This is a genomic window from Dokdonia sp. Asnod1-B02, from assembly GCF_045063955.1.
In the GTDB taxonomy this organism is placed as follows: domain Bacteria; phylum Bacteroidota; class Bacteroidia; order Flavobacteriales; family Flavobacteriaceae; genus Dokdonia.
Map to the genome: position 1 here is coordinate 3,314,548 of NZ_JBEFNW010000002.1, position 26,946 is coordinate 3,341,493.

Genomic DNA, 26,946 nt, shown 5'->3' on the forward strand with positions numbered 1-26,946 from the left:
CCTCTTCAAAGAGGGGAACACAAGAAGCAAGCTTTTGCAAAGCAAAAGCGATTACAACTAGTTAAGTAATTACTATATGAATGTAGAAATCTGGCAATGGGGATTAATTATAGCATCGAGTGTGTTGATGTTTGTGCTGTCTCCGCTTGCCAAAAGTCCTGATGAGTTTTTTAAGGCTACGCATCGCAAGAAGTCTCCTAATGTGTGGATGCTTACGGGTAGTCTCATTATCTCGTGGATTTTTGCAAAGAGTATTACAAATGCTGCCAACTTAGGTCTGAGTTTTGGGATTGTGGGTGGTGTGGCTTATGCGGGTTACTACCTCTCCTTTGCTGTGGCTGGTGTGATTATCTACCAGATGCGTTTGCAAGGTGGGTTTACAAGCATTCATCAGTTTCTGACTTCTCGATTTGGAAAAGGAGCGATGCGCTTATTTTCTGTGCTCATTGCTATTAGGCTTTTTAATGAAGTGTGGAGTAACACGATGGTGATAGGTTCTTATTTTGGAGAGATGGGAAGCACTCCTTACTATTGGGCGATTCTGGTCTTTACGATACTCACTCTAGCTTATGCGCTTAAGGGCGGATTGAGCAGTTCTATATTTACAGATGTGATACAGATGGGATTATTCTCCATACTGCTATGTGTGATTTTATGGAGTATATTTTCGGTAGATGATTTTAGTGTGAAGGAAGTTGCGACTTCTGGAACGTGGAGTTTTGATCTCGGTCTTAATTTACTATTTGCAGCCTTGTTACAGTCATTCTCATATCCCTTTCACGATCCAGTATTGACAGACAGAGCTTTTTTAAGTTCGCCGAAAGTTACCCTACGTAGCTTTCTAATCGCCTCGGTATTGGGAGCAGCTTGCATTATCTTATTTAGTGTAATAGGTGTGTATGCCCAGTCACAAGGAATGGCAGGTCAAGCCGCTGTAGAAGTGGGCAAAGCTTTTGGCGTAGTCATATTGTTAGTCATCAACTTTATTATGATTACCTCGGCAGCATCTACGCTGGATAGTACATTCTCCTCATTTTCAAAGCTACTTTCAGTCGATTTAAATTTGGGTAAAAATCTTTCGTTTGGGAGATTATCTATGGCTGTTATTGCCATATTGGGAACCATTCCCGTATTTCTTAATGCAGAGATTTTAAGTGCCACGACCATATCTGGAACGATGGTAATTGGACTAACGCCAGTATTTTTATTTTGGCGAAAGCCAGCCCCAAAAATTAGTTATTACTTGAGTGTAGTGACTGGTATCGTTTTTGGTTTCATATTAGTTTTTGATGCCTTACCACTATCATTACAATTTACAACAGGATCTTATGCTACGTTACTTTGGACCAACGTCTGGGGCATCACGGCTTGTACCATATTATACCTCATACCACGATGGATAAAAAGATAATTCTCTTAGCAACATTAATACTCTTTAGTATAAGTTTTGGTTATTGTCAAGATCGGATAATTAAGGGTAAGGTATTATTTCAAGGATTAGACCCTTACCCTGGAGTGCTAATCACATCGAACGATTCTACCATTCTAGACACCACAGACTTCAATGGGAATTTCAGCTTTGAAAAGACTAACTACATTAGCTCTATAAAGTTTCAATCAGTAATGGCTCAAGAAGAAAATATTAAGATAATAGATAGCTGTGATGTCTACAATATAATTCTGTTGAACGAATGGACATATGACTATATAAGTATGCGCAGAGCGAAAAGAAAATTGACAAGAGAGAGAAAGAAATTACTTCCAAACCTTTATGTAAAAGCTTACGAGGATAAAAAATTTGATAGTTCTAATTGTAATTACCAAGAATACAAAAGCTTTAAACGTGGATAAAAAGATAAAAAACATAGGCAATCTTACCGGCAAAGTACTCCTTTATGGCGGTGTGTATAGCAATCTACAAGCGCTAGAGAAACTAAAAGCTATTGCAGAGCAGCAAGGAATTGCTCCAGAAAATTGCATCTGCACAGGAGATATCGTGGGATATTGTGCGCAGCCCGAAGAAACCGTACAACTCTATAAAATATGGGGAACACACGGTATCGCTGGTAATGTAGAAAAGCAATTGAGTGAGGGCGCAGAAGATTGCGGGTGTGACTTTAGAGAAGGATCGCGTTGTGATGGTTTTAGCCAGCTGTGGTATCCTTACGCACAAAGCAAACTCTCTAAGAATTCGCTAGAGACCTTAGAGGCGCTTCCAGACCATATTACATTTACCTACGCTGGTAAAAAGGTTACGGTTGTACACGGCTCATATAATCATATTTCTGAATTTATATTTAAATCTACACCTTGGGAAATAAAAGGTTCAAATTTTGATACAACACAAAGTGATGTGATTATTGCGGGACATTGTGGCCTGCCTTTTCATACGGAGCAAGAAGATAAATTATGGCTCAACCCTGGCGTGATAGGGATGCCAGCAAATGATGGCTCTACCGAAGTCTGGTATGCCATTCTAGATGATACTTCTGACAATCTTAGCTATGAACATCATACATTTGCATATAATTACAAGCTCACGAGCCAGTTAATGCAAAACGGCTTACTGCCAGAAGAATATGCGCGTACCATCGTAACTGGCATCTGGGACAACACAGAAATACTGCCACCTGTAGAGAGTGGCTTACAAGGATTTGGCATCAAATTATAAAGACTTATTATCAAAAAAATCACATACATACTCATCTTTCTCATAAGCGCTATAAGTGTTGGGCAATCAGATATGGACTTGTTATTAAAACAGTATAACACACGCTCTGTTCCTTATATTTCTGTGCAAGAACTCAAGATGGAAATGAGTGACTACTTAATTTTAGACACTCGTAAAAAGGAAGAATTTGATGTGAGTCATATCCCTGGAGCGGTGTGGGTTTCTGAAAAGGTGAATGATAGTATGTACGCTTTCGCGAAAGCAAAAAAAGATCAACCCATCGTCGTTTATTGCTCCGTAGGGATACGCTCTGAAGATTTTGGCGAGCGACTAAAGAAGAAAGGGTTTACAAATGTCAAAAATCTATACGGAAGCATATTTGCTTGGAAAGATGAAGGCTACGAAATCCAAAACAAGAACAAACAACCAACCGACTCTGTTCATGTATTTTCCAAAGTTTGGGGGAAATATTTAAAAACAGGACATAAAGTTTACTAGATGAATAAATATATACCACTCATTTTTATAGGCCTCACCATAGGAGGATTTGCTTTACTGGCTTATCATCTTACTAACGAGACATCCACTTGGAAAGACTATCTCTCTAGTAGTCTCATTATTATTGCAAATATTGGGATGTTTATAGCTATTAAAAAAAGTGACCAGTGGACAAAAAAAGATGACGAGTAATGACTAGAAAGAAAATCATACTCATATTTATCATACTCCTTATCCTATTACTCGTACTTACTGTAAGCAAGCTAAATTTTGAGAACCTAAGTTGGTCTATTAATGCGAGTATATACCAGCAGCTCATCACGATGGCGCTTATGTTTTTGTACCTCGTATATAATTATAGAAAGCAATAATGAAAAAAAACATAGTACTCATATTCACCAGAAATCCAGAACTAGGCAAAGTAAAAAGCAGACTAGCCAAAGGTGTAGGTCAAGAAAATGCTCTTGAAATTTACAAGAAGCTCTTGTCACATACTAAGGACGTAGTAAGCACTTTAACTTGCACTAAACGCGTAGGCTACTCTGTGAAGGTGCGCGATAATGATATGTGGGATAATGCTATTTTTGAAAAATTCCAGCAAGAAGGTGAAGATCTAGGGGTGCGTATGTATAAGGCATTTGAAAAAGCCTTTGCAGATGGGTATGACAATGTACTCATTGTAGGCAGTGACCTTTATGACTTGCGTGCTTCTCACATAAATGAAGCTTTTGACGCGCTACACTCTAACGATGCAGTAATAGGTCCAGCGCAAGACGGAGGTTATTATTTATTAGGTATGAGTAAGCTTATAAAAGAAGTGTTTTACAACAAAGAATGGGGCGGAGATACCGTATTTAAAAGCACTATGGATAATCTAGCAACGGTAAAAACACACCAACTAGAAACGCTTAACGATATTGACTTTGCCGAAGATTTAAAACCATATGCTGAGTTTGCTCAGTATTTACAATAACAAGAAAATTTAATACGTTTAAAAAAACATATTATGGAAAAATATATCATAGAAACAGCAGATTACTTAAAAAGCAAAGGCTTTGAAAATCCTGAAGTAGGTATCATTTTAGGTACTGGTCTTGGGCAACTCATTGATCGTGTTGAGATAGAACACACCGCGAGCTATAATCATATCCCTAACTTCCCAACGGCAACGGTAGAGTTCCACACAGGTAAATTAATTTACGGTACGCTAGAAGGTAAAAAGGTTATTATTATGCAAGGTCGTTTTCACGTGTATGAAGGCTACTCACTTACAGATGTAACGTACCCAGTACGTGTGATGCACGCTTTAGGTATCAAGCACCTATTAGTATCTAATGCTTCTGGAGCGATTAACCTTGATTTCAAAAAAGGAGAATTAATGCTCATAGATGATCACATTAATCTACAAGGAGGATCACCGCTAGCTTTTAAAGGAGTAGAAAAAATGGGAGAGCGCTTTGTAGATATGAGCGCACCTTATGATGCTGCTATGAACAATACGCTACGCACTATTGCAAAAGACAATGGCATAAACTTACATGAGGGAGTATATGCTTCTGTAGTAGGCCCACAGCTAGAAACTAGAGCAGAATATCGTTACTTAAAAATCATAGGAGCAGATGCTGTAGGAATGAGTACTGTGCCAGAAATTATCGTAGCAAATCATTTGAATCTACCTGTTGTGGCAGTTTCTGTACTTACAGATGAGTGTGACCCAGATAATCTTAAGCCGGTAAATATTCCAGAAATAATTGCAATGGCTGGTAAGGCAGAGCCCGAGATGATTACGCTCTTTACAGGATTGATTAAATCTTTATAAAGTACGCTTTCGCGAAAGCGGAATCTAAACCAAAAGATATCATCATTACATACGAACTACTATCTATTCAAACAACAAGTTATGAGTTACCTTAATGCTACAAATGATCTTTATAAAGAAGCAGCACTTACACCAGATGTAGGACTGTGCTGTACTACAAATCCTATCTGGGAATTACCAGGATTAAAGATCCCAAAGATTATGCAAGAGATGAATTACGGTTGCGGAAGCACTGTAAATGCTCGTGATCTTACTAATGAGCCTAAGATGCTATATGTAGGTGTAGGTGGTGGTATGGAGCTTTTACAGTTTGCATATTTTAATCGTAATAAAGGTGGCGTAGTAGGTGTAGATGTAGTGGATGAAATGCTAGAAGCGTCTCGTAAAAACTTTATAGAAGCAGAGAAGTTAAACCCTTGGTTTAGGAGCGAATTTGTAGATCTTCAAAAAGGAGATGCCCTTAACCTCAATGTTGCAGATAACTCTATAGACGTAGCTGCACAAAACTGCCTCTTCAACATCTTTAAAGCCGAAGATTTAAAACGCGCCATTGCAGAGATGTATCGCGTGCTTAAACCTCACGGCAAGCTTGTAATGAGCGACCCTACTTGTGAGCAGGAAATGAATGAAGAATTACGTAATGATGATCGTTTACGTGCGCTTTGTCTTTCTGGAAGTTTACCCATAGCCGAGTATGTAAAAGCACTTACAGATGCTGGTTTTGGAACTATTGAGATAAGAGCTCGTAAGCCATATAGAATACTTAATCCTGGAGCCTACCCTACAGATGAGCTCATTTACATTGAGTCTATTGAAGTAGCAGCAATTAAAGATCCTATGCCAGCAGACGGACCTTGTATTTTTACAGGTAAAGCTGCCATTTATTATGGAGAAGAAGACTTTTTTGATGATAAGCTAGGACACATCCTTCTTAAAAATCAGCCGCTGGCTATTTGTGATAAAACAGCAGGAGCACTTGCTGCTTTAGGACGTGATGACATCTTTATAAGCGAGTCTACGTATCACTATGATGGTGGTGGATGTTGCTAAGCGTATCCTTATAAATAAGCACCCTTGTAAGTATTCAAACTTATTGAAACCTTGTAAGGATAATACAAAAGGCACAACTAAGGTTGTGCCTTTTGATTTTTGTAAATTTGTTATTATCACCAATATAATATGCGCAAATACTTAGATACTTTCTTAAAATCTTACTCCGACTATTGGAGTTATTTTAAGCGCGAGATTTTCTTTGAGAATAACTGGGATAATTATTTCTGGGGATTAATCATTGTGTCTCTCGTAGTCTGGGGATTAGAAATTGCATTTCCGTGGCGTAAGAATCAGAAGATTTTTCGTGAAGACTTCTGGATGGACTTATTTTACATGTTCTTTAATTTCTTCTTTCTCAATCTCATTGTATTTATCGCACTCACAAATACCGCAGCACTGTTTTTTGATGATATTCTAGGCGTGGTAGGATTAGCATTAATTGACTTCCAACTTTTTGATGTAGACACACTACCCTTTGGTGTAGGGTTGCTCATCTTTTTTATCATATCTGACTTTGTACAATGGAACACGCACAGAATACTACACAGAGTACCATTTTTATGGAATTTTCATAAAGTGCATCACTCTACAAAGGAGATGGCTTTTGCAGCACAGATGCGCTATCACTGGGTAGAGCCTATTATGTATAAGTCCTTTTTATACATTCCTATTGCGATTATAGGAGGTTTTGACCTTGCATATGTGGCTATCATACATTTTACCGCACTTACTGTAGGTCACCTCAACCATGCAAACATAGGCTGGGATTATGGCCCGCTTAAGTATATTCTCAATAACCCTAAGATGCACATCTGGCATCACGCAAAAGAATTACCTGAGCGTGTAAAGTATGGCGTAAACTTTGGACTAACGTTGAGTGTATGGGATTACCTTTTTGGAACAAGTCATGTTCCGCATGATGGTCGTGATATCGAATTAGGGTTTGATGGAGATGAAACATTTCCAACGGACTTTGTTGGTCAAATCACCTATCCTCTTTCTGAAAAAGAAAAGTAGGTTATTGCATACGCTTTCGCGAAAGCGAACTAATCTTAGAAAAAATCTGATGCAAAAATTAGCTTACTTCACACTTACAATTGCACTGCTCACTGGCTGTAGCAGTTCTAAAAATGTTACAACTACTCCCGAACCTGAGACTCCAATGGTTATTACCGAAACCCGCGTTGAAATCCCGCAAACGGTAATTACCGAATCAGAAAAAGTAGAAACTACAATCTCCGAACCAGAGGAAGTCGTTGAAGTTGCCGTTTCAAATAATGAACCCGAAGATGTTGTTGAAGTTGAAGTTATAGAAGAAGTTTCCAATTTTAATCATGACGCTTTTGATGCACTTTTAAAGAAATACGTTTCTAAAGAAGGTAATGTAAATTACAATGGTATTAAATCTAATTGGGGTAGTTTACGTGCATATATCGCTTCCCTAGGGCAATCGCTACCTACAGCGACTTGGTCGCAAGAAGAGAAGCTATCCTACTGGATGAATGCTTACAATGCGATGACGATAGACCTTATACTACGCAACTATCCACTTGAAAGCATAAAAGATATTAAAGATCCATGGGATCAACGGTTTTGGAAATTAGGAGACAAGTGGTATAATCTCAATGAGATTGAGCATGAGATTTTACGTAAAATGGGAGATGCTCGCATACACTTCGGGATAAATTGCGCTTCTTTTTCTTGCCCGCCGCTACTTAATGAGGCATTTACACCTAGCAAGGTAGATGCACAACTAGATATGCTTTCTCGAAAATTTATTAATGATCCTACCCGCAATACTATCACAAATGATCGCGTCGAAGTTTCAAAGATTTTCACTTGGTTTGCAAAAGACTTTAAAACAGACGGCTCTCTCATAGATTTCTTAAATCGTTATTCCACGACCTCAATTTCAGAGAATGCAAGGGTGCGTTATCGTGATTATGACTGGACATTGAATAAGTAGTAATGTTTTCACAAAACTCACTTAACTACACGTTAATGGGTGTTGGTTTTGCTTTCGCGAAAGCGATATTGTACTCTCAATAAGATATATTATGAAAAACTTCTTACGATTACTTACCATAGGTGCCTTTGCAATCACGTTGCAAAGTTGCGCTACACTAGCTGCAGGTGGAATTACAAGTCAAGGACAGCCTACTAAGCAAGTAGAAGGAACACTAACCTCAACGACTGCAAACTCTACTGTAAATGTAGATCACTCTGCGTGGGACGAGCTTCTTAAAAAGCATGTAGATTCAAAAGGAATGGTAGATTATAAAGGATTTGCTAAAGATCAAGAAGCCCTTAATGCATACTTAGATAAACTTGCGAGCCTAGACCCTAATAATGACTGGAGCGTTCAAGAATTGCTGGCTTATTACATCAATATTTACAATGCGTATACCGTAGATCAAATCCTTAAAAATCCCAATGTTACGAGCATAAAAGAAATAGACGGTGTATGGACTAAAGGAATTGTAACTGTGCAAAACCGTAAACTTTCTCTAGGAGGAATTGAGAATGGCGTACTACGTAAGATGAACGAACCTAGAATACACTTTGCTATAAATTGCGCTTCTATTTCATGCCCACCGCTATTGAGAGAAGCATATACTGCTGGAAAAATTAATGAGCAATTAGAGAGAGCAACAAAGGAGTTCATAAACAGCGATAAGAATACTGTCGCAGCAAATAAAGCTGAGCTATCTTCTATTTTTAAATTTTATACAAAGGACTTTTATAGAGGATCTAGTGAAAGCTTAATCCCTTACATAAATAAATACAGCACGGTAGAAGTTGCAGGAGATGCGACTGTTACGTTTAAAGAATATAACTGGGAATTAAATAAACAATAATTTAAAACCACCTCTACTCTTTTTGCGTAGATTTGATGACCATAAATTATTTAATGAAGCCTTCTATTTCGATTGTCATACCGGTACTTAATGAATCTGAAACGATTATTAAATTACTAGCACATTTGAAAGAGAGGGCTTTTTCTTGTGATTATGTGACACAAATAATTGTAGTAGATGGAGGAAGCAAGGATGATACATACAAGCTCGTAAGCAGCTATAGCGATCATAATCCTCAGGTCACAGTGATAAAATCTGCAAAGGGCAGAGCTAAACAAATGAACACAGGAGCAGCCATCGCAACAAGCTCAATCCTCTACTTTCTACATGCAGATTCTTACCCTCCTCAAGATTATGATAAGCATATCGTGGAGCAAGTGGTTGCTGGTAATCCTGCTGGGTGTTTTAAAATGAAATTTGACTCTAATCACTGGTGGTTAAGACTCGCTGGATGGCTTACACAATTCAAGTGGAGAGCCTGTAGAGGAGGAGATCAAAGTCAGTTTATCACAGCACAGTTATTTAAGGAGCTAGGCACTTTTGACGAGCGTTATATTATTTATGAAGATAATGACCTTATCAATAAGTTATATGCTAAGCGTAAGTTTGTAGTAATTCAAGAGTGGCTTACCACCTCTGCAAGACGCTATGATGAAAACGGCGTATGGAAATTACAATTTCACTTTTGGAGTATTTATGTGCGTAAATGGTTTGGTGCAAGTGCAGAAGATTTACATAAGTACTATCTCAAGAAAATTTCATAACCTAAAAGTATAGTATACTACTTCATTTTATACTTTTTACTATTGGAATTTAATTCAAAACTCCAGTTATCGTACTAAACGCATAAAGTTCTCTTAAAATAGCTCTATCCTTTTAAACCGTTATTGCAATAAGTTACTGCTATACTTAATTTTGCTACTATAAATTATATGATTAAAAAAAATTGATATGAGCTTTATAAATGCAATGCAAGAACGTTATACTACAAAGAAGTATAACGCATCAAAAAAAATAGATAGTAAACATATAGAAGAGCTTAAGGAAATACTTCGCTTAAGTCCGTCTTCCATCAATAGCCAGCCATGGAAATTCACTTTTGTTTCTGACGAGGCTACCAAAGAAAAACTTTCTAAAGTATCGTGGATTAATACCGAGAAGGTAACAGATAGTGATACTGTAGTTGTTTTTAGCCGGATTAATGATCTTGCAGCTTTTGAAAAACAAATAGAAGAAGAACTACCTCAAGGTGCAGTAGATTACTATAAAGAATACCTAAAACCGTTACCAGAGCAAGAAATCAAGGCATGGTTTGACAAGCAAGTGTATTTATCACTAGGAGTATTATTAAGCGCCTGTGCTGCAATGAATATTGATGCAACCCCAATGGAAGGGATAGAGCCAGAAAATTACGATAAGATTATAGATAACAAAGGCTACGCAACGCTAGTAGCTGTGGCAATAGGATATCGCGATGAGGATGATTTTAATCAACCTAGTAAAAAGCCAAAGTCAAGAATAGCTTTAGAAAAAGTAGTAGAAAGCATCTAAGTCCCTTAGGTTGTTAAATGAGCATCATTAAAAAAGGAGTCACTTATTTAAAGTGACTCCTTTTTTAAAACCTAAACCTGAAGTATAGAACTAGTCAAAAATAACCTCCCCAGTAAAAAATGTTTGCACATCAACAACGGGAGGTGTATTACTTAATATTAAATTTCCTGTACTTCTTAGTTCGCCCGTAATTGATAATTGGGGAGCTATCAACACGTCATTTGTACCTCTATGGAAAATGGTAACATTTTGCACAGCTAGATCCTGTAGTGGTAATCTACTATCACCCTCCAGCAAGTTAATATCTAAATTGGTTACGCTTCCTCGTATAAAAAAGTTAGACAAGCCATTACATTGAAGGAATACATTTTCTGAGTCTAGCTCCATATCAAAATCTCCATCTTTGTGATAAAAATCTTCTTCAATTAGATCATCAGAAACTAGTCTCAAGGTGTTCCAACTTATCAAGCCATCTCCTAAAACTGTACTGCCACTACTATTTCTAATCTGCCTAAGGTTAGGATGTGACACCCGTAATATAGAAGTATCATAATCCCTCACTAGATTACATGAGGCATTATTTTTTACGATGAGCGTATTATCCTCTACATACACTTCAAAATCTTCTAGCAGGTTTTCTCCAGTCTCAAGTACAACTGAGATCTCAGGAGCATCTTTTACAACTAACTGTACACGTTCAAAGACTATGATACTATCAAAGCTTGCTAGGTCATATTCCTCAGTAATTATAGAACCACTGGTTTTAAGGCATGACAATGTATCCTCAGTATCGCATGATGCAAACCACATCATCACTGGCAACAACACTACTATTAAATATTTATTTTTCATCTTTAAAATCTATATCCTAGTCCAAATTCTACTGCCTCTGCTTTTGCGCCGTGAGCTTTTACAACCATACTTCCAGAAAAGTGATCTCCAAAAGTTCTTTTGAGTCCTAACCTATTATAAAACCTTCCTTCAAAATCGTATGGATAGTACACATAGTAGCCTAACTGAGAGACAAACGAGAGCTCGTTAAAATGCAACTCATGCCCTATAAAAACTCCAAAGCGTTTCCAGTCTTCATCACCAGTAACCTCGCCCTCAGGAAAAGCTACAGACTCATAACGAATAAGCTCTTTTAAGAAATTTGCAAAAAAAGCATCTACTCCAGCTGTAAAACTAGACTTATGATTTATACGCTTATCTGCAAATGCCGTAAGCGTTAAGAAGCCATATCGCGGCGAGTTATTAATATCACTTTGATTTGCACCACCACTCACTACTAGATTATAATGTATAGGCTCTGAGTATGCTGTTTTTTCTCCTAGTGGGATGTAATCCGGAAACTCATTTGCTTTTGGAAAATAATTAATCCCCGCAGTAAATGCCCATGTATTTGTGGAGTTATTAGGCGCTTTGAGGTTTGCGTTACTGTAGTGTATGATGGTAACCCCTGCGTGTACTCCTATATTTTTGAAGATATTATTCTGCTTGAAACCAAATTTAAGCATGGTACTACTCAACACAGTGGTACCGTAAGCGTTATTTATAAAGTTAGTCTCTCTATCATATGGATTTGTGGCAATTGCAACTCCTTGCCCTATTCTAAACTGCAATCTACGCTTCCAGTAGTAAAAGTTATAATGCGCATAAGCACTATACAATTCCCCTAGATTTTCATTTTTCATGTCTTGATACACAAAAGTGTAACCCACATCTGGAAAATTATAACGTCGCTCCCATGCTTCATACCCGTAAGTCTTTCGGTTATAGGCAAGCATTATTCCCTGCGGATGCTCTGTTATAAGATGAGATATATCTGGATTATGCTCTAAGAGCATACCATAAAAAAAATCTGCCTCGAGATCAAAAGGACGCACTTTTTCCTCTTGTGCATGTATTGTGATGGTTAGTATACAAAAAAACGCAATTCCTAGCTGGCGCAAGTAATTCATAAGAGTCACTGGTTAGTGTTTGTGAACTTACGAAAATTTGAACGTGTAGGTTTGCTTTTTATACTAATTATCTAATAAGGAAAAACCCAAGTGATATGGATAGTTACGCTTTCGCGAAAGCGTAGTATAAATAAATACTTTATTAATCAATTTATAGATAGGAACTGCTATAAAAAAAGGGATGCACTTTCATGCATCCCTACTATATATTGATATTCAATTATTTACTATTAACATAAAAGGCATGGATTATACCTGGAATTATACCTAGAATTGTAAGGATAATATTTATGATTAAATCCTTACCTACGCCTTTGTTTAAAGCAACGGCAAGTGGTGGAAATATAATACTTAAGATGATGGTTAGAATTGACATTGTTTTTGGTTTTAGTTAGTCACAAATATATCGAGCATCAGTGCTTGAGAACGTTAAGTCATTATTAATTGAGATAGTCTTAACTAATCAAATCTAATTTGTAGGATTTTTCTTAACATTTATATCGAATCAAACGATTAAATACCGTTTTTATTAATGTTTTGTATATTGTCATAGATTAAGCCACTGAAATGAAGAGAATTACTTTTTTTTTAATACTAATTATGTTTAGTTCTATAGGAACTGCACAGGTTGATAGCTTGAAAATAAAAGAAAGGTTAAAGCGTCTCTTGGACTCTTCTGCCATCTATTACGAAGCTAACAACTACAGTAAATCGCTTGAGCTTAATGTTAGAATTATTGAAGAAGCAAAAAAAATAAATGATACTGGATATTTACAAAGTGGCTTTAGATATCTAGGCTATGACTATTTAATTCTACAAGACACCCTACAAGCTCGAGAAAGCTTTGAACGCTCTCAAGAGTATGCTAGCCTTGCACAAGATAGTGTAGGCTTAGGGCTCACCTATATGGATCTTGCAAATCTTTATGGTTACTCAGAGTCCTCAATTGATAAAGCCCTTCAATACCATGACAAGTCTATAATAGTATTTAGAAAATTAAAAGATTCTCTAAACTTAAGTAATGCTCATCTTAACGCAGTACTTACGCTTCAAGAACATGAGCGATTTGATAAATCATTAAAGTACTTAACGACGGCAGATCAATTAAGAAAGCACCTATCAAATGGGCTGAAAGCAAACCTTGAAAATCAATGGGCCATTTACTATTTACATGAGAAAAATTATAAGAAAGTAGATTATCATTTATCAAGGATTTTTAAAGACACCTTGTTACAGTCTTCTAGCTTTGAACTTGCAGATAGCTACCTCAGTTATAGTTTGAGCCTTTATGGTCAAAAAAGGTACAAGGAAGCTTATGAGTATGGGGTGAAATATCAAAATTTATATGAGGAAACTACAGATGAATATCAGAATGAAGAATCTCAAAAAATAGCAGCAAACTTTCAAGTAGCCGAGTACAAAAAGAATATTGAGAGAAATGAATTAAAAAACAGGCTTCAGGCAGAAATCGTAAGAAGCCAGATAAACTGGAATAAATTTCTAATTGTTGTTACCGCATCAAGTATTCTGCTCTTAATCCTACTCTATAGAATGTATAGAAGTAAGAAAGATTATGTAAAAAGCCTGACTGAAAAGAACATAGAATATCTTACGGCAAAGAATGAATCTGAGCAGTCTACAAAGGCTAAGACGGCCTTTTTCTCAACGGTGAGCCATGAGTTAAGAACTCCTCTCTATGGTGTTATAGGGCTTAGTACTATCCTGATGGATGATCCAAAATTAAAATCTCATCAACAAGATCTTAAGTCTCTCAAATTCTCGGCAGACTACCTGCTTGCGCTCATAAATGATGTACTACAAATCAATAAAATTGATTCCAATACAGTTATAGAAAATAATGAAGTTTTTAATACAAGAGATTTTATTAAGAACATCGTTTCTTCTTTTGAATACATGCGCCAGCAAAACAAGAACAACATTCACATTAACATTGATGACAACGTTCCAGAATTTGTAAAGGGTGATGCTACTAGGCTTTCTCAAATACTAATGAACTTAGTGGGAAATGCATGTAAGTTTACAGAAAATGGAGACATCTATATATTACTTGAAGCGTCTGGTCTTAATGATCAAAAGGCCAGTATTCACTTTACAATCCAAGATACGGGTATAGGGATTCCAGAAGAAAAACAACAAAGTATATTTGATGAATTTTCTCAAGTAAGCTCAAGACACTACACATATCAAGGTACTGGATTAGGACTGCCTATTGTACAAAAGCTACTAGCACTTTCTGGAGCTGAAATACACTTATCAAGTAAGGTGGGAAAAGGCTCTACATTTTTCTTTACGCTAGACTTTGAGATGTCAAATGAATCATTAATTGTAGACCCCATAGTTATTATAGATGACAAACAACTCAAAAATAAACGCATCCTTATTGTAGATGATAACCGTATCAATCAAATAGTGACAAAGAAGATACTACAGAAACTAGAAGTTACTTGCAGCATTGCAAATAATGGTCAGGAAGCTGTAGAATGCGCTAGAGATAATAAATATGATCTTATCCTTATGGATATTAATATGCCTGTAAAAGACGGATTAGAAGCTACTAAAGAGATTAGACTCTTTGATAAAAAAATCCCTATTATAGCGCTTACAGCTGTAGAGGTAAAGGAAATGCGTTATAAAATCTACAATGCTGGACTTACAGACATTATCGTAAAACCTTATGATATCACCATTTTTAAGCGTACTATCTTGCGCAATTTGCAGCATTTAAATACTGGACAACCTACTGCTAATAGTCAGCTACAGGTTTAATAGTTATTCACTCTTGATTAAAAGTATTGCCCTACTCCAAATACGAATCCGCTAGTGGAGTTTGGGGTTATTCCATATCCATAATCAATCCTAAAAGTTGCATTAAAAATCTTTTTGTGAGTAAAACGCAATCCTAGTCCGGGATACACTCTAAGGTTTTGATCATCTCCAAAATCATCAAAATCTCCACCTGGATTTCTCCAAGATCCAGCATCTACAAACGCATTACCTTGTAATACAAATGATTTTTTATCAAGCAGTGTATGTCTATACTCCGTGTTTATTACAATTACTCCTGTACCACGATCTATCGTATTCCCTACTCCTCTAATATTTAAATTATTATCTACAGAAAATGGTGCAAATGGTGAGTCTGCATTAGATGCTAGACCTACTCGTAATCTGTTTGCCCAGTTACCCTTATCCCCTACTCTAGTAAAATATTGAAAGTCATTCCACCAGATCGTAAAATCGGGTAATCTGCGATCATTTGCCATCACATGCTGCACATTAAATGTGCTCTTAAAACCAGATATATACTGGTAATAGTAATCTAGTGCGTTATATTCATAGATACCTTTTATAAGAATCTTGTCTACATTAAATTCTTGAGGAACCCCTGCAGAAGTCGCACCAGCTAGGTATTCATACTTTTCATTAAATAAATTTACACCTGCCTCTACCCGATGCTTAAAGTTTATGGCATATAATCCTAATACTTCAAAAGAGGTGTTACTGTACTTATAATCTGCGGTACCTTCGTCTAGAAAAACAGGTTCTTGTGTAGTTAATCGCTGCGCATTTATCGCAACTCCTAGCTTATTATTAAATAAAAATGGAGCTCTAAGGTTCACCCCATAAGAATTAAAAATATCTCGTTGATAAAATCCTCCAAAGGCTATATTTCTCCCTAAGGTATTGAACTCGTATACACCTATTCTAAAGGCAAATTCATCATCATTTGTAGTATAGACATTGAGCTGAGGGTTTATCGTTATATTCTCTTCAATATAATAGCGAACTTCATAATTATCATAAGAAGGAATCACTTGATAATATGCGTGCCGTACTGCTGGTAGTCTTTTGAGTCTTATAATATCTACCTCTAGTAATGTAGAATCTAAAGGACTATCTACACGCAAATCACTAATTAATTCAATAAAAGAGGTCTTAAGTTTTTTATTGCCATGAATGGTAAAATCCTCCACAATGCCTTCTTGCGCATTACTCATAGAGCAATACAGCATGAGTAGAATGTATAACCAAAAGTATTTCATGTACTGTAGGATTTACTATGCTTTGTAATTAGATTATCTCATAATCTACAAATTCTCTTACATTAAAAATACTGCCCTATCCCGAATACAAGTCCGCGATTTTGAGTTGCTCCAAGTCCTACTCCATAGTCTAACCTAATGACAGCGTTGAAGATACGTTTATGTATAAAGCGCACTCCAAGACCAGAGTACAGCTCCACATTATTGATACTCGCTAGATCATCAAATCCTTCTCTAGGACTTCGTATTGATCCAGCATCTACAAAAGCATTTCCTTGAAGGACAAACCAGTCCTTTTCTATAAGCGTGTGTCTATATTCTGTATTTACAAAAACAAAGGATGTACCTCTATCAATATCATTTCCTGCACCTCTAAGATTAAACTGATTATCAACCGTAAAAGGGGCAAACTCAGATTCATTATAAGAAGCATACCCTAGCTGTAGTCTACTTGCCCAGTTACCCTTTGTTCCTATTTTTTTAAAATACTCTGTTGCATTTTGTGCTACAAGCCCTTCTTCTAGGAGACCATCACCTCCTAAAACATAACGCACATCGAGGAGATTGCGTACTCCCTCTACATATTGATACGTGATGTTTAAAAAATTAGTCTCATACTCTCCGCGTAGGGATACTTTATTTGCATCAAGTCCCGCTGGCAGTACACTTTGCACCTCCGTATCATCAATGTCGTAAGATTCATGGTACACTCTAACTCCTAACTCTGCCTTATTATGAAAATCTATTTCATACAAACCATAAATCTCTGCACCTACATCATCTTTCTTGTAGTTTATAGGAGTTTCATCGAGGTAAATAGGTTCAAAAGTCACATTTTTAATATAGTTGACACCTAACCCTAATTTGTTAGTGATTAAGAAAGGTGCTTCCCAGTAAGCTCCATAAGAGTCAAAAACATCCCGCTGATAAAAGCCACCAAGTATCTGACTTTGACCAAGAAAATTAAATTCGAATGCGCTTACGCGAAAAGCAAAACTACCATCGTTTGCCTCAGAGATGCGCAAACCTGGAATAATGGTGAAGTTTTCGACAATCTTATAGGTGAGTTTGTACGTGCTATCTGTAAGTTTAGTTTGAACAACGGTTGCATTTGCAATGGCTGGTAGTCTATTTAAACGCTCAATATCTGTTGCGACTTTAAGAGAGTCATATGCCGTTTTCGATTTTACTTTAATAAGCCTTCTCAATAAAGATTCATCTACACGTTTTAATCCTTCAAAAGTGATTTCTTCTATAATAGGTTCTTGTGAAAAAAGAAATGAAGTCATCAACAGCGCGCAGACGAGGGAGAAATATTTCATAAAGGCTATAGCTATATTAAAAACGTTGGTCGAAAGTAATGCACAATCATTGCGTAACACGCCATTATTTACTTAAATAAATGATGAGCATCTTATTTAATACTTACCATAATGCTGTCTTATTACAGCTTCGGCTGGTTTATTTTGGGGTGTAAACTGGTTGTTTTCTGGACCTCCTACCTCTTCATGTTTTATGAACCACTTCCATATAAATCCTCCTGCCATCCACTCTTCATCCCATACTGTATCAAAGAGAGCTTGCGTCGCTTGTGCCTGTCCTTCAAGATTTACGGTGGTCATAGATCTATCTGCCTTCCAAGGTTCTTTGCCTGTATAATCTACAGAGCGGTACCCAAATTCTGTGAAAATTACTTTGCGGTTTTCCGCTTTCGCGAAAGCGGACATCTCCTCCTTCCATCGTTGCCATCCCGCGGTAACACACTCCACAGATGGGGTTTGATCATCACAAACAGGAAAATAAGCATCAATCCCTATGTAGTCTAGCTGACTCCAAAATGGGGTTTTCTTATACTCATCCCAGTTTGCAGCATACGTAAGTTTACCATTGTACACCTTTCTTATATCAATAATAAGTTGCGTCCAAAAATCTGGTCTGTTTGTTACAAATTGTTCTAACTCTGTACCTATGCAAAAGATGGTTGCTCCTTCTTCTTGAGCAAGTGTGGCATAATCAATTATAAAGTTGCGGTATGAATCTTCAAGCGCTGTCCACTCTGACTCTGTTTCCATTTTAAGGTACCCAGTAAACTCGCCATTGCGTATCCATATTTGTGGTTTTACCATCACCTCAATACCTGCTTTGTGCAATTCTGACACATAGTTGCGACCTCCTTCTCTGGTCTCACCATACCACTGCCTGTCTGTGTTGTATATAATTTGTGGTTTATCTTTTTGTGGTACAAACCCAAACGGCATTACCGCAGCATAGTTTGCATTTACAAGTTGTACAGGGCTTACATGAGTGCTATCTACCGGATTACGATTTGCAACAAAACTCACCCCATTGATTTTCTTTTCTTCTGTTTTTTGAGCGGTACATGCTTGTAGACAAATCAATAAAAAGAAACATCCTATAATATTTTTCATCTACTTATTTTTTTGATTTAAAGATATGTGTTTATGATTAAAATTTGAAAAGCATATGAGTTATAACGAAAGATCTTAAAAGCAATAAGACCCTAAGAACTGGGTAGCTCTCAAGGTCTATCATAGTGTGCTGTATACTCATTGTAGTTAACGTATATGAATATACATTGCACTCGTAAAGAGCTTAGATTAGGGGAACCTAAGCGCTCTAGCTATATGTTAAAAAACAGCTCTCAACCCTAGGTTAAAAGTCTGCCCTAATCCAGTATCGTTTCCTCTTACAAAGTTTGTATATAATGCCTCAAGGTTAAGAGCGTCTGTAAGTTGATATTTTGCCCCACCACCTACAGCTGTAAAGTCTTGTGAGAATTCGTTTCCTAAATCTATAAGTTGTGAGTGCTGCACAAGGCCTAATACTGTAAATTTCGAACTTGGGAAATAACTTAAAAACAATCCAGGAGTAAGACGCAAACTATCATTTGCAAAACTATCCTCATCATCTCCAAAGTTGAGCTCAGAATTCAAATCTGCAAATAGTTGCCAGTCTCCTCCTGCAAAAGTATGATCAAAGAAAAATCTGTTTTGCCATGTAAATCCTTTTTGATCAAGAAAAACACCTTCTTCTGTCTCATTATCTACTAGAGGAATAAAAAACGAACTCTGGATAGAGAAATTATTTACTTTACTAAACGGAACAAACTTTACAGATGGTGCTATAGAAGTAAGACCGCTACGAGCAGTGCCTCGCTCACCATCAAATTTAAATACATCAAAGGCATCACGACCGCCTATAGTGCTAGATCTTGCCTCTAGTATTAATCCTACGTTTACTCTATTATTATTTGAAACACCAGTATAAACTTCAAGTGTTGATGTGAAGAAATTATTCCTTGGGATATCACGATCCTCACCATTTTCTCCAAAGGTATCTTTAGTCTCTGTGTACAGATTATTAAACCATTTGATGTCAAATTGCCCTTTTGAGATAAGTTTAGACGGTGTGAGTGTTTGTATCACAGAGCCTCCGTCTTCAAGGTTTTCTGTATCATCTTGTGCAAAAGAGGTTGCAGCAACAAGTATTAAAGCCACTAGTAGGATTGTTTTTTTCATTGTAGTTGTTTTTGATTATTTGTTTGTGCGTCACACACCAGACGGCTAGGGTTTAATACTATCTGGTGAGAACGGCTTTTTAAGTCAATAGTTATCTACCTCGACAGGTATCGAGTAGTTGTAGTAGGTAAATTTTAATGGAGTTATATAGCAAGTAATCTACACCAACTCTAATGTACTAGAAACTATTATTTAGTATCATTAAGTGTCCAGTCATAAGGATAATATGACAGCTTTGCATCACTAGAAATAGGCTCTTTGCGGTATTTGTTTAGAAAATCTATCTCTGTACCCTTGCGTACGAAGTCTTCTTTATACCACTCAAATATTTGTGAAATCTGCACCTTGTCACCTTTCACTTTAATGAAGTTAGGATTATTTACAGCAAGTGTGGTCTGGCGTTGTAGCTGTGATTTTAATCGGGCTGGTGTGTATGCCTCATTGATGATAGGAGGACACCCTAAACCTGCACATACTAACACAAAGTGAAAACGAGGTTCATTTGGAAATTTTGCTCTCAGCTTATTATTTTCAATATTATTTAAGGTGATATTTATCCCGCCTAACTTGTAGGTGTTTGTATCAAAAAAACCTTTTATAGATAGTGGTTGCTTTACTGGATACTTCTCTGTGATACCTTTAATAACTGCTAGGTTATAAGCGTTAATCCAGAAAGATTGATACGTTGCCGCATCAGATGTGCTTACAGATATAGATGCTGCATTTTCTAATAGCTTATCTAGCGCTTGTGGGTTTGCCTTTACAGCGGCATAATTCACTAGCCCATTTTTCACGTTTGCTTTAAAGAAAGTATCTGCATCAGCAAAAAATGCTGCCGTGTCTTGTGCTTGGATGTTCACACTTGACAAAATGATTACGAGAAGTAGTGCGAGGTTGGTAATTGATTTCATAAGTAAACTTTTTTCTGCACAATGGGTCGAGCTCAAATAGAGAGACTTACAGCCAGACCATTAAAAATTTAAAATAACCAGTTCAGTACGCTCCATAATTAAGACTATAATTTCCTTACGAATATCTTAACATTTAGATAAATTCTAAATAGAGAGCTTCGCGTTAAGTTTGTTATCTTTAAAACGACCCAAGGATATGTTATCTCATAGAAACAAGTTTTAAAATGCTTGTTTAGACTACTATATATTTTGCTTTCGCGAAAGGGTAACAAAAAGATTTTTTCGCGAAAGCGGGACAACAACAACCATTCATTTCTTAATTTTTACTTAGGTGAAAATTATATAAAACCAACCTCTATGGAAGAACACATCGTCATTATAGGTAACGGTATTTCTGGCGTAACCACCGCGAGACACATCCGCAAAGCTTCTGACAAAAAGATCACCATCATTTCTGCCGAAACGGATCACTTCTTTTCTCGTACGGCACTCATGTATATCTATATGGGACACATGAAATATGAACATACAAAACCGTATGAAGATTATTTCTGGAAGAAAAACCGCATTGATCTTAAACGCGCTTTCGTAGAGACTGTAGATCATGAAAACAAACAATTACTACTTTCTGGAGGTGAAAAAATGAGTTATGATAAGCTGGTGCTTGCCGTGGGATCTACTCCTAATAAATTTGGCTGGCCAGGTCAAGATCTCGAGGGTGTACAAGGGTTGTATTCAAAACAAGATTTAGATAAACTAGAAGCAAATGCTCCAGATAACAAAACGTGTAAACGTGCTGTGGTTGTAGGTGGAGGTCTTATAGGTATTGAGATGGTAGAGATGTTACTCACTCGTGACATCCCTGTGACTTTTTTAGTTCGTGAGAATAACTTCTGGAACGGAGTGCTCCCTATAGGTGAAAGCCAGATGCTCAATCGTCACATAAAAAGCCATCACGTAGATTTACGATTAGGTTTTAATCTAGACAGTATTCTAGCAGATGATCATGGTAAAGTACGCGCTGTAACTATAAAAGAGACTGGCGAAGAGATTGCTTGTAACGTTGTAGGACTTACCGCTGGTGTATCTCCTAATGTGGCTTTCTTAAAAGATAGCGGTATTGAGATAGGACGAGGTATCAAGGTCAATCCTATGCTAGAGACTAATATAAAAGATATTTATGCCATAGGTGATTGTGCAGAGCAGCACGAGGGTATAAACGGCCGTCGTCCTATAGAGGCTGTGTGGTATACTGGTAGAATGATGGGCGAGGCACTTGCTCAGACACTTACTGGAAAACCTACAGCATATAACCCGGGACACTGGTTTAATAGTGCTAAGTTTATGGATATAGAGTACCAGACCTACGGATGGGTGTTCTCAAAACCTAAAGAAGGTAATATCCACTTCCACTGGATGCATAAGGATGATAATAAATGTATCACTATCGAGATGCAAGAAGGTACTCGCAAGTTTATAGGGATAAATAATTTTGGGATACGCCTACGTCACGAACTATTTGACCGCTGGCTTACCGAGGGTCAAACTACAGACTATATACTAGAGCATCTTAAGGATGCAAACTTTGACCCAGAGCTCTACACGCATTACGAAAAAGAAATCCTAGCTGAGTACAACAAACAATACGGAACCTCTCTCGCTCCTAAGAAAAAGAGCTGGAAAAGAATCTTTGCATAACCTACCTTACGACTTACACTTATGAAAATTATTAAAAACTTAGGCCTGGTTATCTTTCTTACTGGACTAGCAATATGGACTGCTTCTGTGTTTATGGGAGGCTTTACATTACAACAAGATCAACTAGACGCTTTTGTTTCTGAAAAAGGAATTAAAAGCGAACTCATTACTAAAAGAATAACAGAAGACGTAGTGGGCAAAACCCTAGGCACCTTTGCCTTTACAGGTGCCATTCGTAATGCCCTTGCCGAAAACAACACCTATTATGATGCTCAAATAGCCAAATATGACGCTGCAAAGGAGTGGGATAAAAAAGGAGAACAATACCAGTATCGCATTAATGATAAAGACTTTCAAGCCTTTAGCTTCTCCCTAGCCAAAAAAGCAGGAACAGGCTTCATCGTTGAAAATAAAGGGCTCATGTGGTTCTTAACTTTTGGACTAAGCATCTTAGGAGCACTTATGTTTATTTTTCCTAACCTTGTTTTATTAGGTAAACCAGGAATTAAAAACGACCACATCTACCACGACGCAGCTACAAACCGCGGCTGGATTGCCTGGTTAGTACTCATATACCTCGTGCTATTTTACCTAGTGCTTTATTTTAATGCAGACTATGTAGTAAACTGGACATTTATACTCGACCCTATCAGTAATGCGCTTAATGGTGGAGATGCCAGCCAGTGGTTTGTGTACGGTTTCTTATACTGTACCATTATGCTCACGATGGCTATGCGTATGTACATAAAGTACCGTCATAATAAATACCAGATTGTACGTACTACCTCTGTATTATTTTTCCAGATTGTATTTGCCTTCCTTATTCCAGAGATCATGTCTAGCTTAGGAAAGCCGGGATATGATTTTAAAAATGCATTCCCACTTGATTATGATTTCTTTTTTGAGTGGAATCTAGAAACACTTACAGAAAGTGGTGGCCTAGGTATTTTCATCCTCGTATGGGGTGTTGTACTTACACTCGTGATAGTACCAGTAATGGTATACTTCTTTGGAAAAAGATGGTATTGTAGTTGGGTTTGTGGTTGTGGAGGTCTTGCCGAAACACTTGGAGATCCTTACCGTCAGCATTCTAATAAAACGATGAAAGCTTGGAAGCTGGAGCGCTGGCTCATTCATTCTGTACTTGCTTTCTCACTTGTAATGACCGTGGTTACTTTATATTGCTACTTTACAGGAGCAGAGTCGCTACTAGGTATTAACACGCAGTGGATTAAGGATACGTATAGTTTCTTGATAGGTGCTTGGTTTGCAGGAGTAATTGGGACTGGATTCTACCCTATTTTTGGTAACCGTGTATGGTGTCGTTTTGGATGCCCGCTAGCAGCCTACTTAGGATTTGTACAACGTTTTAAATCTCGTTTTAGAATCACTACAAACGGAGGACAATGTATCTCTTGTGGTAACTGTTCTACCTATTGTGAGCAAGGAATTGATGTACGTGCATATGCTCAGAAAGGAGAGAACATCGTACGTTCTAGCTGTGTAGGTTGTGGTGTATGTAGCGCAGTATGTCCTCGTGGCGTACTTAAATTAGAAAACGGACCAGAAGCAGGTCGTATCAACCCTACTCAAGTATTATTAGGTAATGACGTAGACCTTATGGACTATGTAAATAATGATCAAGATGTAGCGTAACTATTTTATTACGCTTTCGCGAAAATGTGATATTTCAAAAACCACCTCAGGAAACTGTGGTGGTTTTTGGGTTTTAAACTGTGTATTAAAGCTTGCTTCTGATAAGGTGATATGAACTTTATTTCAAAAAAAGCATGATTATATGGGAATCCGTAAAAACAAAGCACTAAGGTTTTGTATTTTAGGTGGCTACATACCAAATACAAATATATAACCTTAAAAAAACGGCTAATCCATTGGAAAATTCAAACCTAGAAAACACTAACAATAACCCAATTAAAACAGGGATAACTTATAATGTCAATGCCATAAAGCCAAATCTGAAAAGAGCAAAAATTGCTCAGATATTAGTCTGGCTAGTTATGGTTCTTGATATCTTCTCAATTGTATCATCATATTTACAGTATAACATCTTACAGTCAATACAAAACGATGAGTTTGTTACTGAGCAAGCACTAAATGCAAACGACACTAGAGAACAAATTGTAGCCATTCTTTACACAATCATATTTATAACATCTACAGTAACTTTTATTCAATGGTTTAGAAGAGCCTACTACAACCTGAATATCAGAGCAAAAACAAACCACACAGATGGATGGGCTGCTGGAAGTTGGTTTGTACCTATAATTTCATTGTATCGTCCGTATCAGATAATGAAAGAAATGTGGGACAAAACAACACGTTTAATTAAAGTTGAAGACTCTAACTATTTAGACAGCAATACTACAGTTATCGGAATTTGGTGGACATTATGGATTGTATCTAACTATATAGGTAATTATGTACTTAAGAGTATCTTTAAAGAACAGACTATTGAGACTTTAATGAGTAGTACTATTGCAGACATGGTTATGTCAATATTAGGAATACCGCTAGCTATCGTGACCGTAACTATTATCAAAAACTATTCGTCTAAAGAAGAGAAAATTTCAAGTTTAGAAAAACAAAAATCTATTTTGTAGATAGCATAACTCAACTAAATCATGGATATCATCGCATTAGAAAAGAAAAGACTAGAATGGTCTCTTAGAACATTTACTGAAGCAACCCCAATGGGATCGCTTCAAAAAGCTAAGGAAGAGATAAAAGAAATAGAAGACGATATTACCAATGACATTAAAAATCCAGTTGAATATGCAGATGCCATCATGTGCATATTTGACGTAGCAGCTAGAATGGGAATAAGTGCAGAAGATGTCATGATTGCCTATGAAGAGAAGCTTGCCATTAATATGAAGCGAACTTGGAAGAAGAATTCAAATAATAGCTATTCACATATAAAGTCATAATTTTAAGCTTTCTTATAGGTATACTTTTGGCTAAGAAATCAACTTTATAAACGACTACAGAACTGTAAAAATTTTAATAAAACTCAATCTTCCTTCAGCTCAATGACAACCCTACCCCAACAATTAGAAAACCCTGTCTGGTATTCTTTACGTGAAACACATAAAAAGTTTGCAGTTACTTTTGATGGTGTTCTGTTTTATAATCCCGCGGTATGTACGTTTGGGGCTTTCTTTGATGAGACAAAGACTGCAAGCGCTTCTAGGGAATATATAAATACTAGAAAAGATTTCTTCTTCGTCACAGAAAACCAAACACCCCATATAGATGACACAAAAATTGTTCTAAACAGAAAAATTGATGGTTGCCAGATGGTGTTAAAAAAATTAAGTGACGTTGTAATCAAGGAAGAGATCATATTATTGGACGAGTCTTATATTGATGAGATTTATGAGCTCGTATGGTTAGTAATGCCTGGTTTCTATCAAAAGCGCAGTTTTGAAATGGGCAATTTCTATGGAATTATTAAAAACGGCAAACTAGTTGCCATAGCTGGACAACGCATGCAAACCAATCTGTTTGTAGAAATAAGCTCCGTAGTTACCCATCCAGATTACACCAAGCAAAAGCTAGCTAGTCAGCTCATTGCTTACAATGCCAAAGAGATTTTAAGAGAAAACAAAACACCCATTTTACATACCAATAAAGGAAACCTTGCAATCCCACTGTATGAAAAATTAGGATTTGAGGTTACTAGAGATATGAACTGGTGGTTATATTCTAGAAAAGAGTAAATACTATGAAACAACTTTTTATCTTATCAATCATTTTATGTTTTAGTGCCAGCGACACCTTGTTATATGCTCAAGAAACTAATTTTATAATCGACTATATACAGCGTTTAGAAAACTCCCAAGAATATCTCAATCTCGTTGCAGAAGCTATGCCTATTGAGAATTATGGCTACAGAGTTACACCAGCCTCTAGTAGTTTTGAAGAAAACTTAATGCACATCGCATGGGCGATGGACTGGCACAGTGAATCACTTTTAAATGGTCGTCCAGCAAGGAACTGGGAGACAGATAGCGAACTTAAAGTTGCTTCCAAAACTAAGGAGGAAATGATTGCTGCTGTAAACAAGACTTTTGAACACACTGCCAAATTAATCCAAGAGCTTGATACAACCCAATTAAATGACACAGTAGCTTACGGCAATCTGCAACGCACAAAGCGCCAAGTGTTACTTATCCTCACCGATCACATTACGCACCACAGGGCACAAATGCTAGTTGCATTACGTCTTAATGGCTTAGTACCGCCTAGATATATGTTGTATCAGTAGTATAAGACAGAACATATTTGAAAAGTTATTATCAG

29 protein-coding genes are annotated in these 26,946 nt (G+C 36.9%); 21 read left to right on the top strand and 8 right to left on the bottom strand.

Translation table 11 applies throughout. The annotated features are described in order from the left end of the window. Nucleotides 1-76 precede the first annotated feature (76 nt). The 14 genes from ACJJVU_RS14810 (at nucleotide 77) to ACJJVU_RS14875 (ending at nucleotide 10,450) form a co-directional block, all read left to right on the top strand. Nucleotides 77-1,411, top strand: coding sequence for a sodium:solute symporter (locus tag ACJJVU_RS14810; RefSeq protein WP_405226994.1), 1,335 nt, complete (start codon nucleotides 77-79; stop codon nucleotides 1,409-1,411). Then, a complete protein-coding gene (locus ACJJVU_RS14815) occupies nucleotides 1,396-1,851 on the top strand; it encodes a hypothetical protein (RefSeq protein ID WP_405226997.1) in 456 nt (151 codons plus the stop codon). The genes ACJJVU_RS14810 and ACJJVU_RS14815 overlap by 16 nt, the downstream gene beginning before the upstream one ends. Next, nucleotides 1,844-2,671 (top strand): metallophosphoesterase family protein, encoded by an 828-nt coding sequence (locus tag ACJJVU_RS14820; RefSeq protein ID WP_405227000.1) that lies wholly within the window; start codon nucleotides 1,844-1,846, stop codon nucleotides 2,669-2,671. Before ACJJVU_RS14815 ends, ACJJVU_RS14820 begins: the two co-directional genes overlap by 8 nt. Nucleotides 2,672-2,743: 72 nt before the next feature. After that, nucleotides 2,744-3,169: a rhodanese-like domain-containing protein gene (locus ACJJVU_RS14825; RefSeq protein WP_405227003.1), complete on the top strand. Its 426-nt coding sequence runs from the start codon at nucleotides 2,744-2,746 to the stop codon at nucleotides 3,167-3,169. Beyond that, complete coding sequence (locus tag ACJJVU_RS14830; RefSeq protein WP_021778162.1) at nucleotides 3,170-3,361, top strand: hypothetical protein; 192 nt, start codon at nucleotides 3,170-3,172, stop codon at nucleotides 3,359-3,361. After that, nucleotides 3,361-3,540 (top strand): hypothetical protein, encoded by a 180-nt coding sequence (locus ACJJVU_RS14835; RefSeq protein WP_035325526.1) that lies wholly within the window; start codon nucleotides 3,361-3,363, stop codon nucleotides 3,538-3,540. Before ACJJVU_RS14830 ends, ACJJVU_RS14835 begins: the two co-directional genes overlap by 1 nt. Next, a complete protein-coding gene (locus ACJJVU_RS14840) occupies nucleotides 3,540-4,142 on the top strand; it encodes a TIGR04282 family arsenosugar biosynthesis glycosyltransferase (RefSeq protein WP_405227007.1) in 603 nt (200 codons plus the stop codon). Before ACJJVU_RS14835 ends, ACJJVU_RS14840 begins: the two co-directional genes overlap by 1 nt. A 33-nt stretch (nucleotides 4,143-4,175) precedes the next feature. Further along, the gene (locus ACJJVU_RS14845) at nucleotides 4,176-4,988 is read left to right on the top strand and encodes a purine-nucleoside phosphorylase (protein WP_405227010.1); all 813 of its coding nucleotides are present in this window, start codon (nucleotides 4,176-4,178) and stop codon (nucleotides 4,986-4,988) included. Nucleotides 4,989-5,069: 81 nt separating this feature from the next. Next, nucleotides 5,070-6,038, top strand: coding sequence for an arsenosugar biosynthesis arsenite methyltransferase ArsM (arsM, locus tag ACJJVU_RS14850; RefSeq protein ID WP_405227013.1), 969 nt, complete (start codon nucleotides 5,070-5,072; stop codon nucleotides 6,036-6,038). A 129-nt stretch (nucleotides 6,039-6,167) separates the two neighbouring features. Next, nucleotides 6,168-7,058, top strand: a complete 891-nt coding sequence (locus ACJJVU_RS14855) for a sterol desaturase family protein (RefSeq protein ID WP_405227016.1) — start codon at nucleotides 6,168-6,170, stop codon at nucleotides 7,056-7,058. A 49-nt stretch (nucleotides 7,059-7,107) separates the two neighbouring features. Continuing rightward, complete coding sequence (locus ACJJVU_RS14860; protein ID WP_405227019.1) at nucleotides 7,108-8,007, top strand: DUF547 domain-containing protein; 900 nt, start codon at nucleotides 7,108-7,110, stop codon at nucleotides 8,005-8,007. 91 nt (nucleotides 8,008-8,098) lie between these two features. Continuing rightward, nucleotides 8,099-8,899 carry a DUF547 domain-containing protein gene (locus ACJJVU_RS14865; protein WP_405227022.1) on the top strand — a complete coding sequence of 267 codons (801 nt, stop codon included), beginning with the start codon at nucleotides 8,099-8,101 and terminating at the stop codon, nucleotides 8,897-8,899. A 53-nt stretch (nucleotides 8,900-8,952) separates the two neighbouring features. Continuing rightward, complete coding sequence (locus ACJJVU_RS14870) at nucleotides 8,953-9,663, top strand: TIGR04283 family arsenosugar biosynthesis glycosyltransferase (protein ID WP_405227025.1); 711 nt, start codon at nucleotides 8,953-8,955, stop codon at nucleotides 9,661-9,663. Between the two features lie 187 nt (nucleotides 9,664-9,850). After that, nucleotides 9,851-10,450: a nitroreductase family protein gene (locus tag ACJJVU_RS14875; protein WP_405227028.1), complete on the top strand. Its 600-nt coding sequence runs from the start codon at nucleotides 9,851-9,853 to the stop codon at nucleotides 10,448-10,450. A 90-nt stretch (nucleotides 10,451-10,540) separates the two neighbouring features. On the opposite strand, the gene ACJJVU_RS14880 is transcribed toward ACJJVU_RS14875, so the two are convergent. From ACJJVU_RS14880 to ACJJVU_RS14890, 3 genes are all read right to left on the bottom strand, one after another. Continuing rightward, a complete protein-coding gene (locus tag ACJJVU_RS14880; RefSeq protein ID WP_405227031.1) occupies nucleotides 10,541-11,302 on the bottom strand; it encodes a head GIN domain-containing protein in 762 nt (253 codons plus the stop codon). A gap of 2 nt (nucleotides 11,303-11,304) precedes the next feature. After that, a complete protein-coding gene (locus ACJJVU_RS14885; RefSeq protein ID WP_405227034.1) occupies nucleotides 11,305-12,411 on the bottom strand; it encodes an acyloxyacyl hydrolase in 1,107 nt (368 codons plus the stop codon). A 220-nt stretch (nucleotides 12,412-12,631) separates the two neighbouring features. Next, nucleotides 12,632-12,787 carry a YqaE/Pmp3 family membrane protein gene (locus ACJJVU_RS14890; RefSeq protein ID WP_405227037.1) on the bottom strand — a complete coding sequence of 52 codons (156 nt, stop codon included), beginning with the start codon at nucleotides 12,785-12,787 and terminating at the stop codon, nucleotides 12,632-12,634. Nucleotides 12,788-13,011: 224 nt separating this feature from the next. Here ACJJVU_RS14890 and ACJJVU_RS14895 point away from each other — a divergent pair, with 224 nt between their 5' ends. After that, nucleotides 13,012-15,198, top strand: a complete 2,187-nt coding sequence (locus ACJJVU_RS14895; protein WP_405227040.1) for an ATP-binding protein — start codon at nucleotides 13,012-13,014, stop codon at nucleotides 15,196-15,198. A 17-nt stretch (nucleotides 15,199-15,215) separates the two neighbouring features. Here the strand turns inward: ACJJVU_RS14895 and ACJJVU_RS14900 are convergent, their stop codons facing one another. The 5 genes from ACJJVU_RS14900 to ACJJVU_RS14920 form a co-directional block, all read right to left on the bottom strand. Next, nucleotides 15,216-16,475: an outer membrane protein assembly factor gene (locus ACJJVU_RS14900; protein ID WP_405227043.1), complete on the bottom strand. Its 1,260-nt coding sequence runs from the start codon at nucleotides 16,473-16,475 to the stop codon at nucleotides 15,216-15,218. Nucleotides 16,476-16,537: 62 nt separating this feature from the next. Next, nucleotides 16,538-17,797 (bottom strand): POTRA domain-containing protein, encoded by a 1,260-nt coding sequence (locus ACJJVU_RS14905; RefSeq protein ID WP_405227046.1) that lies wholly within the window; start codon nucleotides 17,795-17,797, stop codon nucleotides 16,538-16,540. 96 nt (nucleotides 17,798-17,893) lie between these two features. Then, nucleotides 17,894-18,904, bottom strand: a complete 1,011-nt coding sequence (locus ACJJVU_RS14910; RefSeq protein WP_405227048.1) for a glycoside hydrolase family 113 — start codon at nucleotides 18,902-18,904, stop codon at nucleotides 17,894-17,896. Between the two features lie 219 nt (nucleotides 18,905-19,123). Then, nucleotides 19,124-20,014 carry a hypothetical protein gene (locus tag ACJJVU_RS14915; protein ID WP_405227051.1) on the bottom strand — a complete coding sequence of 297 codons (891 nt, stop codon included), beginning with the start codon at nucleotides 20,012-20,014 and terminating at the stop codon, nucleotides 19,124-19,126. A 188-nt stretch (nucleotides 20,015-20,202) separates the two neighbouring features. Beyond that, on the bottom strand, nucleotides 20,203-20,925 hold the full coding sequence (locus ACJJVU_RS14920) for a DUF547 domain-containing protein (RefSeq protein ID WP_405227054.1): 723 nt from the start codon (nucleotides 20,923-20,925) through the stop codon (nucleotides 20,203-20,205). 357 nt (nucleotides 20,926-21,282) lie between these two features. Here ACJJVU_RS14920 and ACJJVU_RS14925 point away from each other — a divergent pair, with 357 nt between their 5' ends. The 6 genes from ACJJVU_RS14925 to ACJJVU_RS14950 all read left to right on the top strand — a co-directional run bounded on the left by ACJJVU_RS14925 (nucleotide 21,283) and on the right by ACJJVU_RS14950 (nucleotide 26,911). Next, the gene (locus ACJJVU_RS14925; RefSeq protein ID WP_405227057.1) at nucleotides 21,283-22,623 is read left to right on the top strand and encodes an NAD(P)/FAD-dependent oxidoreductase; all 1,341 of its coding nucleotides are present in this window, start codon (nucleotides 21,283-21,285) and stop codon (nucleotides 22,621-22,623) included. A gap of 21 nt (nucleotides 22,624-22,644) precedes the next feature. After that, on the top strand, nucleotides 22,645-24,279 hold the full coding sequence (locus tag ACJJVU_RS14930) for a 4Fe-4S binding protein (RefSeq protein WP_405227060.1): 1,635 nt from the start codon (nucleotides 22,645-22,647) through the stop codon (nucleotides 24,277-24,279). Between the two features lie 362 nt (nucleotides 24,280-24,641). After that, entirely contained in the window at nucleotides 24,642-25,244 is a 603-nt protein-coding gene (locus ACJJVU_RS14935) for a DUF4328 domain-containing protein (RefSeq protein ID WP_405227062.1), read from the top strand. Nucleotides 25,245-25,265: 21 nt separating this feature from the next. Then, nucleotides 25,266-25,571, top strand: coding sequence for a dATP/dGTP pyrophosphohydrolase domain-containing protein (locus ACJJVU_RS14940; protein WP_405227065.1), 306 nt, complete (start codon nucleotides 25,266-25,268; stop codon nucleotides 25,569-25,571). Nucleotides 25,572-25,673: 102 nt separating this feature from the next. Beyond that, nucleotides 25,674-26,363 carry a GNAT family N-acetyltransferase gene (locus ACJJVU_RS14945; protein WP_405227068.1) on the top strand — a complete coding sequence of 230 codons (690 nt, stop codon included), beginning with the start codon at nucleotides 25,674-25,676 and terminating at the stop codon, nucleotides 26,361-26,363. A gap of 5 nt (nucleotides 26,364-26,368) precedes the next feature. Further along, nucleotides 26,369-26,911, top strand: a complete 543-nt coding sequence (locus ACJJVU_RS14950) for a DinB family protein (RefSeq protein ID WP_405227071.1) — start codon at nucleotides 26,369-26,371, stop codon at nucleotides 26,909-26,911. The last annotated feature ends 35 nt before the right edge of the window (nucleotides 26,912-26,946 follow it).

Bases quoted from the DNA above. Each gene is read 5' to 3' on its own strand.
- ACJJVU_RS14895 (WP_405227040.1), top strand. From the start codon at position 13,012: ATGTTTAGTTCTATAGGAACTGCACAGGTTGATAGCTTGAAAATAAAA.
- ACJJVU_RS14870 (WP_405227025.1), top strand. From the start codon at position 8,953: ATGAAGCCTTCTATTTCGATTGTCATACCGGTACTTAATGAATCTGAA.
- ACJJVU_RS14890 (WP_405227037.1), bottom strand. From the start codon at position 12,787: ATGTCAATTCTAACCATCATCTTAAGTATTATATTTCCACCACTTGCC.
- ACJJVU_RS14845 (WP_405227010.1), top strand. From the start codon at position 4,176: ATGGAAAAATATATCATAGAAACAGCAGATTACTTAAAAAGCAAAGGC.
- ACJJVU_RS14875 (WP_405227028.1), top strand. From the start codon at position 9,851: ATGAGCTTTATAAATGCAATGCAAGAACGTTATACTACAAAGAAGTAT.
- ACJJVU_RS14935 (WP_405227062.1), top strand. From the start codon at position 24,642: ATGGTTCTTGATATCTTCTCAATTGTATCATCATATTTACAGTATAAC.
- ACJJVU_RS14945 (WP_405227068.1), top strand. From the start codon at position 25,674: ATGACAACCCTACCCCAACAATTAGAAAACCCTGTCTGGTATTCTTTA.
- ACJJVU_RS14810 (WP_405226994.1), top strand. From the start codon at position 77: ATGAATGTAGAAATCTGGCAATGGGGATTAATTATAGCATCGAGTGTG.
- ACJJVU_RS14885 (WP_405227034.1), bottom strand. From the start codon at position 12,411: ATGAATTACTTGCGCCAGCTAGGAATTGCGTTTTTTTGTATACTAACC.
- ACJJVU_RS14840 (WP_405227007.1), top strand. From the start codon at position 3,540: ATGAAAAAAAACATAGTACTCATATTCACCAGAAATCCAGAACTAGGC.
- ACJJVU_RS14925 (WP_405227057.1), top strand. From the start codon at position 21,283: ATGGAAGAACACATCGTCATTATAGGTAACGGTATTTCTGGCGTAACC.
- ACJJVU_RS14900 (WP_405227043.1), bottom strand. From the start codon at position 16,475: ATGAAATACTTTTGGTTATACATTCTACTCATGCTGTATTGCTCTATG.
- ACJJVU_RS14860 (WP_405227019.1), top strand. From the start codon at position 7,108: ATGCAAAAATTAGCTTACTTCACACTTACAATTGCACTGCTCACTGGC.
- ACJJVU_RS14880 (WP_405227031.1), bottom strand. From the start codon at position 11,302: ATGAAAAATAAATATTTAATAGTAGTGTTGTTGCCAGTGATGATGTGG.
- ACJJVU_RS14940 (WP_405227065.1), top strand. From the start codon at position 25,266: ATGGATATCATCGCATTAGAAAAGAAAAGACTAGAATGGTCTCTTAGA.
- ACJJVU_RS14830 (WP_021778162.1), top strand. From the start codon at position 3,170: ATGAATAAATATATACCACTCATTTTTATAGGCCTCACCATAGGAGGA.
- ACJJVU_RS14905 (WP_405227046.1), bottom strand. From the start codon at position 17,797: ATGAAATATTTCTCCCTCGTCTGCGCGCTGTTGATGACTTCATTTCTT.
- ACJJVU_RS14835 (WP_035325526.1), top strand. From the start codon at position 3,361: ATGACTAGAAAGAAAATCATACTCATATTTATCATACTCCTTATCCTA.
- ACJJVU_RS14815 (WP_405226997.1), top strand. From the start codon at position 1,396: ATGGATAAAAAGATAATTCTCTTAGCAACATTAATACTCTTTAGTATA.
- ACJJVU_RS14950 (WP_405227071.1), top strand. From the start codon at position 26,369: ATGAAACAACTTTTTATCTTATCAATCATTTTATGTTTTAGTGCCAGC.
- ACJJVU_RS14915 (WP_405227051.1), bottom strand. From the start codon at position 20,014: ATGAAAAAAACAATCCTACTAGTGGCTTTAATACTTGTTGCTGCAACC.
- ACJJVU_RS14855 (WP_405227016.1), top strand. From the start codon at position 6,168: ATGCGCAAATACTTAGATACTTTCTTAAAATCTTACTCCGACTATTGG.
- ACJJVU_RS14825 (WP_405227003.1), top strand. From the start codon at position 2,744: ATGGACTTGTTATTAAAACAGTATAACACACGCTCTGTTCCTTATATT.
- ACJJVU_RS14930 (WP_405227060.1), top strand. From the start codon at position 22,645: ATGAAAATTATTAAAAACTTAGGCCTGGTTATCTTTCTTACTGGACTA.
- ACJJVU_RS14910 (WP_405227048.1), bottom strand. From the start codon at position 18,904: ATGAAAAATATTATAGGATGTTTCTTTTTATTGATTTGTCTACAAGCA.
- ACJJVU_RS14865 (WP_405227022.1), top strand. From the start codon at position 8,099: ATGAAAAACTTCTTACGATTACTTACCATAGGTGCCTTTGCAATCACG.
- ACJJVU_RS14920 (WP_405227054.1), bottom strand. From the start codon at position 20,925: ATGAAATCAATTACCAACCTCGCACTACTTCTCGTAATCATTTTGTCA.
- arsM (WP_405227013.1), top strand. From the start codon at position 5,070: ATGAGTTACCTTAATGCTACAAATGATCTTTATAAAGAAGCAGCACTT.